The organism is Malikia granosa (assembly GCF_002980595.1).
GTDB classification, from domain to species: Bacteria; Pseudomonadota; Gammaproteobacteria; order Burkholderiales; family Burkholderiaceae_C; genus Malikia; species Malikia granosa.
In genome coordinates, this window is the sequence record NZ_PVLQ01000041.1 from 22380 (window position 1) to 35024 (window position 12645).

Consider the following 12645-nt stretch of genomic DNA (forward strand, 5'->3'; position numbering starts at 1 on the left):
AGGAATAAAGACGGATATCGGAATTCGGAAATGTTTTGCCTGTTTGCTTATGAGTTCCTGGATGTCAGGCGGCTGAATATCCATATGCGAATTTATTCGTCCGTGCCGAGGCTGCAGGCAATTAAATTGAAGTTCCCGATTCCATCCAACGCCCAAGGAGAACCCGCATGTCCAAGCTCAACGATCTCGCCGCCCCCTACACCCGCTTCGTGGTCGAGCCCTATACCCCGACCATCGGCGCCGTGATCCACGGCCTGGACCTGAGCCGGCCGCTCGACGCGACGACGCAGTCCGAGCTGCGCCGCGCACTGGCCGAGCATGAAGTGATCTTTTTCCGCGACCAGCAGCTCACGCCCGCGCAGCAGGTCGAGTTCACCCAGATCTTCGGCAATGTCGCCGAGGTCAAGGCCTTCTTCCCGCGCCTGGCGGACCAGCCGGCGATCGAGGTCGTCGAGAGCACGGCCGAGCGCCCCAAGGCGGCCAACAACTGGCATGCCGACATCACCTGGCGCGACAACCCGCCGGTCGGCACCAGCCTCTACGCGCAGGTGATTCCGCCCAGTGGCGGCGACACGATCTGGGCCAGCCTGACCCGTGCCTACGCGAGCCTGAAGCCTGAGCTGCAGGCCTACCTCGAGACGCTGACTGCGGTGCACAGCTGGGAGATCAGCGGCTGGACCGAATACCTGCTGCGCCAGGACGCGACCGGCGAGCAGCTGCGCGAGGCGCGCGCCAAGTACCCGCCGGTCGAGCATCCGGTGGTGCGCGTGCACCCGATCACTGGCAAGAAGATCCTCTACGTCAACCCGACCTTCACCAGTCACATCAAGGGCCTGCCGCGCGCGCAGAGCGATGCGCTGCTGGCGCAGCTGTTCGACCTGGCCAAGGTGCCCGAATTCCAGGCTCGCCTGCGCTGGCAGGACGGCACGCTGGCGGTGTGGGACAACCGCTCGACCCAGCATTACGCGGTCGGCGACTTCTTCCCGGCGCATCGCAAGCTGCACCGCATCACCTTCACCGCCGAGCAGGCGTTCTGAATTCCGACAACGCAGGAGAAACAGGATGGCACAACGCAAGCTGCGCCTGGGCGCCTTCATCATGGCCACCGGCCACCACATCGCGGCCTGGCGCCATCCAGGCTCGCAGCCCGATGCTGGCGTCAACATCGACCACTACATCGAGCTCGCCAAGACCGCTGAGCGCGGCCTGTTCGACCAGGTCTTCGTCGCCGACAGCCCGGGCATCTGGCACCAGGGCGACCGCGAATCGCTCAGCCGCCAGGGCCGGCTGTCGTATTTCGAGCCGGTCACGCTCTGGGCCGCGCTGTCGGCGGTCACGAAGCACATCGGCTTCGTCGCGACCGCATCGACCACCTACGAGGACCCCTACCTGCTGGCGCGCAAGTTCGCCTCGCTCGACCACATCAGCAAGGGCAGGGCGGCCTGGAACGTGGTCACGACCAGCGCCGAGGGCGTGCACGGCAACTTCGGCTTTGATACGCACCCGGACCCGGCCACGCGCTACGAGCGCGCGCACGAGTTCGTTGACGTGGTCAAGGGCCTGTGGGACAGCTTCGACGACGATGCCTTCATCCGCGACCGCGAGTCGGGCGTCTATTTCGACCCCGACCGGCTGCATCCGCTCAACCACATCGGCAAGCACCTGAAGGTCAAGGGACCGCTGAACCTCGAGCGCCCGCCGCAGGGCTATCCGGTGATCGTGCAGTCCGGCTCGTCCGAGGACGGCAAGGAGCTGGCCGCCGCCAGCGCCGAGGCCATCTTCACCGCCTGGACCAGCCTGGCCGAGGCGCAGGCCTTCTACCGCGACGTCAAGGGCCGGCTGGCGAAATACGGCCGCCGCCCCGAGCAGCTGCTGGTGCTGCCTGGCATCTCGCCGGTGGTCGGCCGCACCGAGGAAGAGGCGCAGGCCAAGTGGGCCGAGCTGCAGGCGCTGATTCATCCCTCGGTGGGCCTGGCGACGCTGGCGCCGTTCTGGCCCGGCGAGGACCTGAGCCGCTGGGACCTGGACGCCCCGCCGCCCTACATCCCCGCGCCGCCCAAGGGCATCAACAGCCGCGCCCATGTGGTGCTCGAGCTCGCGCGCCGCGAACGCTACACGGTGCGCCAGCTCTACGAGTACCTGGCCGGCGCGCGCGGCCACTGGGTCGTGGTCGGCACGCCGCAGACCATCGCCGACCAGATGCAGGAATGGTTCGAGAATGGCGCCGCCGACGGCTTCAACGTGATGCCGCCGGTGCTGCCGGCCTCGCTGGACGACTTCGTCGAGCTGGTGATCCCGGAGCTGCAAAAGCGCGGGCTGTTCCGCACCGCGTACGAGGGCCGCACCCTGCGCGAGAACCTGGGACTCGAGCGCCCGCAGAGCCGCTACGCCGCTGCCGCAGCGAAGGCGGCCTGAACCCCATGCGATCCCATCCATCACTCCGGAGCGTAGTGGCCCTTGCTATGACCACCCGATGACCGCCTGGCTGGAACGCCACCGCTTCCTGCTCACCTTTGCCCTGCTGTCCCTGTTCATGGGTGTCAGCGTCGGACTGGCCAAGGTCACGACCACGCTCTATGCCCTGCACCTGGGGGCCCAGGGCTGGGTGCTGGGCTCGATCGCGGCGGCGCAAAGCCTGGGCCTCCTGTTCAGCAGCCTGCCGATGGGCGTGCTGGTCGAGCGTTACGGACCCACCCGCCTGTTCATGGCGGGCAGCCTGATCGCCGGCCTGCTCTACCTGTTGCTGCCGCTGCTGCCCAGCAGCCTGTTCCTGCTGTTCATGACCGCGCTGGTCAGCCTGGTCATGCCGGCGCGCTTCGTTTCGCTGAACACCGTCTTCATGGCGGCGCTGGAGCGCATGGGCGAGGCGCGCGCCGGCTGGTACCGGGGGACCCATATGTCGGGCATGTTTCTGATCGGTCCGCTGCTGGCCGCGGTCGTGGTGCAGGTGCTCGGTCATGCCGGCAGCTACTGGCTGATCGCGGCGATGTTCTTCGTCACGATCGGACTTTCGCCCCTGGTGCTGTCCCAGTACCGCGCGCCACGCAGGGATGAAGGGTGGCAGGACGCCGGCATGGGCGAGGTGCTGCGCGGCGTGCTGGCCGATCCGCTGGCCCGTCGGCTGGCCTGGCACGAAGGGGCCATCCAGGCCCTGAACATGTACTACGCCTTCTACATCGTGGTGATCGCCGTGCAGTCGCTTGGCTTGCCGGCGGCGGGCGCCGGTTCGCTGGTCGCGGTGCAGGGCGCCGCCTTCGTGTTCGCCCTCTTTTTGCTCGGGGGCTGGGTCGGCCGGCTGGGCTGCCAGGCCTTGTCACTGGGTGCCTTGCTGGTCGTGCTGGCTGCCTTGACCCTGGCTTTCGCGGCCCGCCCGGTCTGGCTCTGGGGTGGCGGCGCCATGCTGGGACTGGGCCTGGGGCTGCTGCAGATCCACAACCTGACGCAGTTCTCGCGCGTCGGTGCGCGGCTGGGCCATGGCCGGGTGGCCGGCTTCAGCGCGCTGGCCGGACCGGCCGGAAGCCTGGTCGGCGGCCTGCTGGGCGGCACTCTGGGCCAGTGGATCGGGCTCCAGATGGTGTTCCTGGTCTTCGTGCCGCTGTTCCTGTCGCTGGCCCTCCTCAGCCGGCGTCATCCCTTGCCTTGCCCGGATGCGGCCTGATCAGCTCCGCGGCGGGAGCAGTAGCCGGGGCCCCGCGCTCGCGGCCGGCCCCGGACTTCCCATCACAGGATCTGCGCCACCTGGTCGAAGTCCAGGCGCGGGCCGCGCGGGTGAATGCCCGCCGGATCGGCCACGCCCAGGTTGATGATGAAGTTGACCTGGTAGCGGCCATCGGGGAAGAATTCGGCGTTCACCTTGCCGGGATCGAAGCCCGACTGCGCTCCGCTGTCGAGGCCGAGCGAACGCGCGGCCAGGATCAGGTAGGCCCCCTGCAGGCTGCTGTTGCGAAACGCCGTCGCCTCGGCCAGGGCGGCATTGCCCTCGAACAGGGGCTTGGCGTCGTAGGCCGGGAACTGCTGCGGCAGGTGCTCGTAGAAGCGGCTGTCCTGCGCCACGATCACCGTGACCGCGGCGGCCTCGGTCTGTGCCACATTGCCTGCCGACAGCGCGGGTCGCAGGCGTGCCTTGGCCTCCGGGCTGCGCAGGAACAGGTAGCGCGCGGGCTGGGCATTGAAGGCGGTCGGTCCCCACTTGAGCAGCTCGTAGAGCTGGCGGATCGTTTCGTCCGACACCGGTACGGGCTGGAAGGCGTGCACGGTGCGGGCGTCACGGAACAGCCGGTTCAGGGCATCGGAGGCGAGTGCTGGCTGGGTGTCTTGGGTCATGGTGTGGTGCTGTGGTTGAATGAATCGGAAGTCAGGTGCGGTCGAACGGGTTCTTCGTTGCCCATTATCAAATCAGTCGGGGAGGGCCGCCGCCAGGCGGCTCTTCCTCAGGCCTTGTTCCTGAAGCCGGCATCGAAGGTGTTGCTGACCTGCAGGCGTTGCTTGAGCAGGCCGGCCTTGAGGTAGAAGTCGGCGGTGCGCTGCTGATCGGCCACCACCTGTTCATCGATGCTGACCCAGTGCGTGGCGCGACGCACGAACTGGAGCTTGGCTGCCTCTTCGGGAATGCCGATGATGCGCGCCAGCGTGGCGCTGAACGAGTCCGGGTTCTGGTAGGACCAGACCTGGGCTCTGGCCACCCGGTCCTTGAAGTCCTGCAAGGTGGCACGCTTGTCGCGCAGCGCCGATTCGGTGGCGGCCAGGTAACTCAGCCCGGTCCAAAGCCCGCGTCCCGATACCAGCACGCGCGCATGCTTGCTGGTTTCGGCCAGCGCGGTGTAGGGGTCCCAGGTCGCCCAGGCGTCGACCGAGCCTTGCGTCAGGGCCAGCTTGGCCTCGGCCGGCGGAATGAAGCGCAGTTGGATGTCGTCGGCGCTCAGCCCGACCGCATCCAGTGCCTTGAGCGTCACGTAATGGCCGATCGAGCCGCGGTTGGTGGCAACGCGCTTGCCCTTGAGGTCGGCCGCGCTCTTCAAGGGGGAGTCCGGCTGCACCAGGATGGCCGTGCCATAGGCGTCGGATCGGCTGGCGGCAAAGGCCTTGACCCGGCTTCCGGCCGCGAGGGTGAACAGCAAGGGGGCATCGCCGATGATGCCGAAGTCCACCGCGTCGGCGTTGAGCGCTTCTGCCAGCGGAGCCGCGGCCGGGAACTCCGACCATTTGATGTCGTAGGGCAGGTTCTTCAGTTCACCGGCCGCATCGAGCAGGGCCTGCAGGCCGCCCTTTTGATCGCCGGCGCGCAACAGCACGCGCTGCTGCGACTGCGCCAGGGAGGGGCCCAGCAGGGCTGGCGCGGCAAGGGAGGAGGCCAGAATCTGGCTGAAGCGACGGCGTTGCATGGATGGGTTTCCTTTCGTTGATGGATGGCGGGAGGCAGGTCAATGGGTCAGTAGCCTTTCGACGGGTCCACCCGATCGATCAGGGCGTCCCCCTTCAGGTAACGCACCAGGTTGTGCTGGAACTTCAAGGCCGTTGCTGCCGGCCCGTCGCTGGCGGACCAGGAGATATGGGGCGTCAGGCGCACGCGCGGGTGCTGGTAGAGCCAGTGCCCTTGCGGCGGTGGCTCGGGTTCGGTGACATCCAGGGTCGCAGCAGCCAGCGCGCCACTATCGAGTGCCGCGCGCAGGGCGTCGTGGTCCAGCAGCGCGCCCCGGGCAATGTTGATCAGATGCAGGCCCGGTTTGGCGTGGGACAAGGCCTCGGCATCGATGAGGTGGCGCGTCTCGGCCGTGAGCGGCAAGGCCAGCACCAGATGGTCCGAGTTCGCGAGCAGTTCCCGCAGCGACGCCACGCTGGTCACGCCCTCGGCGTCGATGCGCTGGCCGGAGCGCCGCAGCGCCAGGATGCGCATGTCGAAGGCCAGCGCCCGGCGCGCGATCGCCTGTCCGATCGCGCCGTAGCCCAGCAAGCCCAGGGTTTGACCCTTGAGCGTGCCCAAGGGCCTGGCCACTGCGCGGTCGAATTCCCTGCTCCAGATCATCCTCCCATGCCTGACTTGCCGGCTATGCAACTGCTTGACCTGCTCCAGCATGGCCGACAGCACATATTCGGCGATCGGATCGGCCGCCACGCCACGCGAACAGCTGACCTGGGCCACGTCGAACAGCCAGGGCGGAAAGAAGTCGATCCCGGCCGAGGCCAGGTGCACCCAGCGCAGGCGGCCAGGCCAGCCTTCGGGGGTCTGTTGCGGGGCGGTCTTCCAGCCGTTGCGCGGCCCGGTGAGCAGCACCTCGGCGTCCTGTGACCGCAGCCAGGCGGGGGTCTGGTCATCGTCGATGACCTGCACGCCAGCCATGTCAGGCAGTTGTCCCTGGCCCAGCTGGTTGAGCAGCACCAGGGGCCGGGCGGGGGTATCGGGGTGGCGCATGGAGGGCTTCTCGGCTTCAGACGCCCAGCGCGCGTCGTCCCGCCGCCACCCAGACGCTGTCGTCCTGCGGCGTGTGGATGCGACCGCACAGCACGTCGCGCCAGTGGCGCTCGAGCGGATTGCGGCGCGCCAGCCCGTGGTTGCTGCTGAGCGACTGGGCGATTTCCACCGCTTGCACGGCCTGGTTGGTCACCAGGCTCTTGATCAGGGCACTGTCGCTGCCAGCGACCTCAAGGCCCGCATCGATGTCCCGCGCCAGCCCGCGCAGCAGCCGGTCGTTGGCCAGCAGCAGCCCCTCGATGCGGCCGACCGCCTCCTGCACCCGCGGCAGCGTGGCCAGCGAGGCCCCCAGCGCCGACGGCTTGCGTTCGCGCAGGAATCCCAGCAGCCAGTCCCGCCCGGCGCGCGCCACCCCGGTGTAGAGCGCGCCCATCAGCACGGTCATTTCGGCCTGCAGCTGCGGGTCGCCAGCGCCCCAGTCCTGTGGCTGGCGCAGGTCGACCTCATGGCCCAGCGGCACCAGCACCTCCTCGAAGATCACGTCGTGACTGCCGCTGGCGCGCAGGCCCAGGTGGTCCCAGGTCTCGACGATGCGCGTGCCGGGCAGGCCGGCCGGCACCAGCAAGGTGCCGACCCGGGGCGGCGTCTCGTCGGTGCGCACCCAGACCGCATACCACTGCAGCACCGGGACACCGGTCGAATACACCTTGTGCCCGTTCAGGCGCCAGCCCTCTGGCGTCAGGCGGGCCGTGGTGGCGGGCAGGCCGCCGCGCGCCGGCGTGCCCAGGTCGGGCTCGACCCGCAGCGCGTTGATGAGCGCGCCTTTCTCCGCCGCCTCGCGCACCACGCGCTGTGCCAGGTCACGCGGCCAGCGCTTGTCCGCGCGCCCGAGCGAACGGTGCTGGACATATTGCATGATCAGCACCAGCGCGGTGGCCGGGTCGCCATGGCCGATGGCGCCGATCACCTCGCCGAGCTGCGCCAGCGTGGCGTTCTGTCCGCCCAGTTCGGCCGGTGCAGCCAGGGTCAGCAGTCCCGCGCGATGCAGGTCGGTGAAGTTCTGGAACGGAAAACTGCCTTCCAGATCATGCTTGGCTGCCCGCTGGGCAAAGTCCGCCGCCAGGCTGCTGGCCAGTTCGCCCCAGTTGAGCGGCGCGTTCATTGCAGCACCTCGGGCTGGTCGCGCACCAGGATTTCCGCCAGGCTCCTGAAGGTGTATTCCGCCCCGCCAGGGCCGCCGATCTGGCCATGGGTACGGGCGGCGACCTCGTGCGGGATCGGGATCGGCTGGCCCGCGGCTTCGGCCAGTAGCTGGGTCTGGCAGATGTTTTCCAGCGCGATATACCACCAGGCGGCAGCCGCCACCGAAGGCCCGGCGGTCAGGATGCCGTGGTTCTGCAGGATCACGGCCTTGCGCTGGCCCAGCGCCTGGGCAATCCGGAAGCCCTCGTCGGTCTCCAGCACCACGCCAGTGAAGTCGTCGAACAGGGCGTGATCCTGGTAGAAGGCGCAGGAGTCCTGGGTCAGCGGGTCCAGCAGGCGGCCCAGGGTCGACCAGGCCTTGCCGTAGGTGGAATGGGTGTGGGCCGCGGCCACGATGTCGGGCCGGGCTTCATGCAAGGCGGCGTGGATGGCAAAGGCGGCGCGGTTCAGCGGTCCCTTGCCGAGCACGATCTCGCCTTGCGCGTTCACCAGCAGCAGGTCGGAGACGCGGATCTGCGAGAAATTGACCCCCAGCGGATTGACCCAGAAATGGTCATGCCATTCGGGATCGCGCGCGGTGATATGGCCCGCCAGCCCCACGTTCAAGCCATGCTGGGCAAACAGGCGAAACGAAATGGCCAATTGTTCGCGCCGGTATTGGCGTTCCTCTTCGATCGAGCGCACAGGGATAGGCTCATCGAACCAGTCCTGGCGTTTGGGCGGCGCATTGAGCAAGGCATGCAGGCTGGCTGGCAGGGTGGAAGAGATAACGGTGGACATGGGCAACTTTCATGAAGCAGGGGACAAGGGCACCAGCTGAAATGGATCGGGCTGTCGGCTAGACAATAAAAGCCGCGCGATTGAATTCCAACGAAGAAAAACGGCTTTCAACATGCGTTTTGAGCATGCCGATTGCGCACGGCTTCAATGCGGAAAGCCCCCGCGCTGCGAACGGACCGGTTCACTGTCGATGCGGCGAATGATGGCGTCGAGGCCATCGGCCGGAACGGTCTGGGCCTGGACCGGATTGATCGGGTTCGACATCGGTACCGGCTGGCCCGAGGTCCGGCATACCAGATCGTCCTCGGACCATTGCGCATCCCCTGGCTGGCCGCGCACGCGCAGCCAGCCGAACTTGTCGGCGATGAGCTGGTGACCCGGCAGTTCCTGCGGCTGCACGCCGAGCAAGAGGGCCAGGGCTGGCGCCAGCTCCTCGCTGTCGGCCTGGCAGTCGAGGCCGGCCGCGTCCTGGCCCACGGCGACTGAAAACAGGCGCGGATCTTCCGTCGCGCCCGGTCCCGGACCGCCCGTGAGCACCAGCCGCAGCCGCTGGCCGCGCAGGCTGCTCAGTCGCCGGCTGCCTTGCTGGCAGTCGATGGTGACATCGGGCACGGGAACGGGGTGCATCCAGCCACCGGTCTGGCGCAAGGACTGGCCCGCGGCCTGGGCGCGCACGAAATCCAGCAGGTCCCAGATCTGCTGGTCGCCGAGCGGGCTGGCCGGCATGGTGCTTTGTCCATGCCGGTCCTGCAGGCCATGGCGGATGCGCCAGAACAGTTCGCCATCGAGCCGCTTCCACAGCAGGGAGCCGTTGAGCGTGGGCGGCCACATCGTCAGCCCGGGCGCATCGGGGCCTTCGCCCCGGCCATCCGCGCCATGGCAACGCTGGCAATGCGCCAGGTAGAGCCGTTGACCCCGCACGATGCTGGTGGCGTTGAAGCCGTTCGGACTTTGATGGAAGGCGGTCGGCACCGTGGGCCGGACCAGCAGCCGCCAGTCGGGCCAGGGCGTCACCAGCAGCAGCACGAGTGCCACGCCGGCCAGCCAGCCGCGCGCGCGCCGCCAGCGCCAGGCCAGTGCGCCGAGCAAGGCCAGCAGCAGCAGCGACGCCAGCGCCAGCAGCAGACGGCGCGACTGGCCGGGTTCAGTGAGCAGGTATTCGGCGGCCAGACGGTGGGCGAAGGGCCAGCCGGGCTGGCCGTGCAGCGGCTGCGTCAGCCCCCAGGCATCCAGCCATTGCCACCCTGCCTGCTGTGCCTGATGCAGCAGCCACAGCAGGGCATTGATGGCGTCGGGCCCCAGGTTCACCAGCTGGCATCCAGCCCGAGCGCGGTCAGGGCTTCATGGCGCAATTCGGCCAGGCGCGGATCGCCCCGATGCCGCGGGTAGGGCAGGTCGTTGTGCAGCACCTTGTGGATGCGTGCCGGCCGGTCCGACAGCACGATGACGCGCTGCGCCAGGAACAGCGCCTCCTCGACATCATGGGTCACCAGCAGGGCCGAGAAGCCGCTGCGCTGCCACAGGTCGACCAGTTCGGTCTGCATCGACAGCCTGGTCAGCGAGTCGAGCTTGCCCAGCGGTTCGTCCAGGATCAGCAGGCTCGGGTCGTTCACCAGCGCGCGCGCCAGCGCGGCGCGTTGCGCCATGCCGCCGGACAGCTGATGCGGGAACGCCTTGGCAAAGTCCTGCAAGCCGACCAGCCGCAGGGCCTGGTCCACCCGCTCCCGTTCGGCCTTCAGCACGCCGCGCGCCTGCAGGCCCAGTGCCACGTTGTCCCACACCGTGCGCCAGGGAAACAGGGTCGGGTCCTGGAACACCAGGATGCGCGACGGGTCGGGCTCGGCGATGGCCTGGCCGTCATGCCTGAGCTCGCCCGTGGTGGCCTGGTCCAGGCCCGCCACCAGGCGCAGCAGCGTGGACTTGCCGCAGCCGCTCGGGCCCAGCAGCGCCACGAACTCGCCGGGCTCGATGGCCAGCTCCAGTTCATCGATCACCTGCAGATGTCCGGCCGGTCCATCGAACCAGTGGCTGACCTGGTTGACCTCGATCCGGGCGCCTGGCGCCTGGGCTGCGTTGACGGCCGGCTGATGCACGGGGGTAGCCAGGTTCACCATTTCACGGTTCCTTTCTGCCACGACAGCAGGCGGTCACGCAGCAGGAACAGCAGCGAGATCACGCCGGAGAACAGCAGCGCCATCACCAGCAGGGCGCCATACATATTGGGATAGCTGGCCCAGCCCTGGGCCCAGGTCAGATACCAGCCGAGGCCGGACTTCACGCCCAGCATCTCCGCCACGACCAGGGTGGAAAAGGCCGCGCCGAGCCCCATGAACAGGCCGACGAAGACCTGCGGCAAGGAAGCCGGTATCGCCACCCGCAGCACCAGGAACCAGGGCGAAGCCCCCATGGTGCGCGCCACGTCGTAGTAGTTCTTGTTCACGTTGGCGACGCCCGACCAGGTCAGGATGGCGACCGGGAAGGCGGTGCCGAGCGCGATCAGGAAGATGGCGGTCGACCAGCTCGACGGGAAGAAGTAGAACGAAATCGGCAGCAGCGCCGTGGTCGGCACCGGGCCCAGCACCCGCAACACCGGGTGGATCCAGTAGTTGGCGCTGCGCGACCAGCCGATCAGCACGCCGACCGCGAAGCCAGTGACCGCGCCAATGCCGATGCCGACCAGCAGCAGCTTGATCGAGTTGTAGGCGCTGTCGAGCAGCCGTGGCCAGTCCGAGACGAAGACTTCGATCAGGCTCTGCGGCGGCGCGAAAAACGGCGCCGGCAGGGTGGCCGTCTTGGCGGTGAACAGCTCCCAGGCGGCCAGCCCGAGCGCCAATGCCACCAGCCAGGGGCCGGTCGGGCGCAGGCGCTCGCGCAGCGGCGACAGCGGGCCGGGCAACAGGGCCAGCAGCGCCAGTGCGCCCGCGATGCCCCAGGCCAGCCAGGCGAACTCCTCGGTGTAGGCCCAGTCGTTGAAACCCACTGGTGCGTTCGGCCAGGCCTGCGTCAGCAGTGCCAGCAGCGTCCAGGCCAGTGCGGCCAGCAGGCCGCTGAGCCAGACCTGCCCCGGGGCGGGGGCTGGCAAGGTCGCTGGTCGTTCGGTGCGAACGATGTCCTTGCGCGCCGGTCCGGGGCGCGCGGCGGGCTGGAATTGGGGTGGCCGGGGCAGGCTTGCCCCCTGGTCGAGCACGGACTCGAGTTGGCTCATGACAGGAACTCCCTATTGAATGGGGCGGGCCGGCAATCGCTCAGGCCAGCACGTCGACCACGACATGCTTGGCAAAGCGGGCCGGATCGGTCGAGGGCTTGAGCACATTGACCAGCTTGAAGTCGCGCGCATAGAACTCGACTTCCTTTTGCAGGTTCAGGCCCGTCGGGTGGTTGCGGTGCGTCAGGGTGCCCAGCACATAGCGCACATCCTCCAGCGAGGCCTTGGTGTAGGGCTGGAAGATCCGGGCGGTCTCGTTCGGGTTGTCCGAGATGAAGTCCGAGGCCTCGTTGATCGCCCGCACCAGCGACGCCACCAGGGCCTTGTCCTGGCGCACCAGCTGGCCGCCGGCTCCCAGCACGCAGCAGGTCTTGGCCGCGTATTCGCCCGACAGGTTGGTCGCGAGGTCGACGATGCCCTTGGTGCGGCGCTCGATGAACAGCAGGTTCGGGTCGGCATCGGCGATGGCGTGGGCTTCGCCTTTCTCCAGCGCCAGGCCCAGCATGTCGGCCGGAAACTGGCGCCAGCTCACGTCGCGCTCCGGGTCCAGCCCGGCCTTGACCAGCAGCACCGAGAAGAAATTCTTGCCCGGGCTGTTGAGGTCGGACACCGCAATCGTCTTGCCCTTGAGCGCCTTGAGCGAGGTGGTGCCCGCCGGTGCGTAACCCACCATGCGCACGCAGCCGCCGTGGCTGGCGCCGACCAGCTTGACATCGAGCCCGGCTTCGAGCGGCTTGATCCAGCGGTGCACCATGCCCAGCGCGGCATCGGCCTTGCCGGTGGCGATGGTCTCGAGCAGCTGGTCGGTGGAGCCCGAGAAGTTGACCAGCTCGACCTTGAGCCCGTGCTTCTCGAAGATGCCGCGCTGCAGCGCCACCGGCGCGGCCGACAGGCAGATCGCGTTGGCGTTCCAGGCCAGCTTCAGGTCGCGCAGCGGTCCGGCAGCGGCCACCGTCCGGTGGCCGGCGAGGCCTGCCAGGCCCAGCACGCCGGCGGCACCGGCCGAGCGCAGCACCGTGCGGCGCGACAGGAGTGATTTCAAGGTGTC

Annotated in this window: 12 protein-coding genes; 3 read left to right on the plus strand and 9 right to left on the minus strand. The window is 68.3% G+C overall.

Going from position 1 to position 12645, the window contains the following annotated elements; genetic code table 11:
* The first annotated feature begins 167 nt into the window (after positions 1 to 167).
* From C6P64_RS12080 to C6P64_RS12090, 3 genes are read left to right on the plus strand one after another with little or no spacing between them, the layout of a single operon-like run.
* Complete coding sequence (locus C6P64_RS12080) at positions 168 to 1037, plus strand: TauD/TfdA dioxygenase family protein (protein ID WP_105748821.1); 870 nt, start codon at positions 168 to 170, stop codon at positions 1035 to 1037.
* 25 nt (positions 1038 to 1062) lie between these two features.
* Positions 1063 to 2415: an LLM class flavin-dependent oxidoreductase gene (locus tag C6P64_RS12085; protein ID WP_105748822.1), complete on the plus strand. Its 1353-nt coding sequence runs from the start codon at positions 1063 to 1065 to the stop codon at positions 2413 to 2415.
* 58 nt (positions 2416 to 2473) lie between these two features.
* Positions 2474 to 3658 (plus strand): MFS transporter, encoded by a 1185-nt coding sequence (locus tag C6P64_RS12090; protein ID WP_105748823.1) that lies wholly within the window; start codon positions 2474 to 2476, stop codon positions 3656 to 3658.
* 62 nt (positions 3659 to 3720) lie between these two features.
* Here C6P64_RS12090 and C6P64_RS12095 read toward each other — a convergent pair whose 3' ends face one another.
* From C6P64_RS12095 to C6P64_RS12135, 9 genes are all read right to left on the minus strand, one after another.
* Positions 3721 to 4323, minus strand: coding sequence for a malonic semialdehyde reductase (locus C6P64_RS12095; RefSeq protein ID WP_105748824.1), 603 nt, complete (start codon positions 4321 to 4323; stop codon positions 3721 to 3723).
* 107 nt (positions 4324 to 4430) lie between these two features.
* A complete protein-coding gene (locus C6P64_RS12100; protein WP_105748825.1) occupies positions 4431 to 5381 on the minus strand; it encodes an ABC transporter substrate-binding protein in 951 nt (316 codons plus the stop codon).
* Between the two features lie 47 nt (positions 5382 to 5428).
* On the minus strand, positions 5429 to 6409 hold the full coding sequence (locus C6P64_RS12105; RefSeq protein WP_105748826.1) for an NAD(P)-dependent oxidoreductase: 981 nt from the start codon (positions 6407 to 6409) through the stop codon (positions 5429 to 5431).
* A 16-nt stretch (positions 6410 to 6425) separates the two neighbouring features.
* Positions 6426 to 7571 (minus strand): acyl-CoA dehydrogenase family protein, encoded by a 1146-nt coding sequence (locus C6P64_RS12110; RefSeq protein ID WP_105748827.1) that lies wholly within the window; start codon positions 7569 to 7571, stop codon positions 6426 to 6428.
* The gene (locus tag C6P64_RS12115; protein WP_105748828.1) at positions 7568 to 8392 is read right to left on the minus strand and encodes a class II aldolase/adducin family protein; all 825 of its coding nucleotides are present in this window, start codon (positions 8390 to 8392) and stop codon (positions 7568 to 7570) included. The genes C6P64_RS12110 and C6P64_RS12115 overlap by 4 nt, the downstream gene beginning before the upstream one ends.
* 144 nt (positions 8393 to 8536) lie before the next feature.
* Positions 8537 to 9700, minus strand: a complete 1164-nt coding sequence (locus tag C6P64_RS12120) for a c-type cytochrome (protein WP_105748829.1) — start codon at positions 9698 to 9700, stop codon at positions 8537 to 8539.
* The gene (locus C6P64_RS12125) at positions 9697 to 10506 is read right to left on the minus strand and encodes an ABC transporter ATP-binding protein (protein ID WP_105748830.1); all 810 of its coding nucleotides are present in this window, start codon (positions 10504 to 10506) and stop codon (positions 9697 to 9699) included. Before C6P64_RS12125 ends, C6P64_RS12120 begins: the two co-directional genes overlap by 4 nt.
* Positions 10500 to 11597, minus strand: coding sequence for an ABC transporter permease (locus tag C6P64_RS12130; protein WP_105748831.1), 1098 nt, complete (start codon positions 11595 to 11597; stop codon positions 10500 to 10502). The genes C6P64_RS12125 and C6P64_RS12130 overlap by 7 nt, the downstream gene beginning before the upstream one ends.
* A 40-nt stretch (positions 11598 to 11637) precedes the next feature.
* Entirely contained in the window at positions 11638 to 12639 is a 1002-nt protein-coding gene (locus C6P64_RS12135; protein WP_105748832.1) for an ABC transporter substrate-binding protein, read from the minus strand.
* Between the last annotated feature and the right edge of the window lie 6 nt (positions 12640 to 12645).

Excerpts from the sequence above, each read along its gene's own strand:
- C6P64_RS12115 (WP_105748828.1), bottom strand. The coding sequence starts at position 8,392 with ATGTCCACCGTTATCTCTTCCACCCTGCCAGCCAGCCTGCATGCCTTG.
- C6P64_RS12110 (WP_105748827.1), bottom strand. The coding sequence starts at position 7,571 with ATGAACGCGCCGCTCAACTGGGGCGAACTGGCCAGCAGCCTGGCGGCG.
- C6P64_RS12090 (WP_105748823.1), top strand. The coding sequence starts at position 2,474 with ATGACCGCCTGGCTGGAACGCCACCGCTTCCTGCTCACCTTTGCCCTG.
- C6P64_RS12105 (WP_105748826.1), bottom strand. The coding sequence starts at position 6,409 with ATGCGCCACCCCGATACCCCCGCCCGGCCCCTGGTGCTGCTCAACCAG.
- C6P64_RS12130 (WP_105748831.1), bottom strand. The coding sequence starts at position 11,597 with ATGAGCCAACTCGAGTCCGTGCTCGACCAGGGGGCAAGCCTGCCCCGG.
- C6P64_RS12085 (WP_105748822.1), top strand. The coding sequence starts at position 1,063 with ATGGCACAACGCAAGCTGCGCCTGGGCGCCTTCATCATGGCCACCGGC.
- C6P64_RS12080 (WP_105748821.1), top strand. The coding sequence starts at position 168 with ATGTCCAAGCTCAACGATCTCGCCGCCCCCTACACCCGCTTCGTGGTC.
- C6P64_RS12125 (WP_105748830.1), bottom strand. The coding sequence starts at position 10,506 with ATGGTGAACCTGGCTACCCCCGTGCATCAGCCGGCCGTCAACGCAGCC.
- C6P64_RS12095 (WP_105748824.1), bottom strand. The coding sequence starts at position 4,323 with ATGACCCAAGACACCCAGCCAGCACTCGCCTCCGATGCCCTGAACCGG.
- C6P64_RS12100 (WP_105748825.1), bottom strand. The coding sequence starts at position 5,381 with ATGCAACGCCGTCGCTTCAGCCAGATTCTGGCCTCCTCCCTTGCCGCG.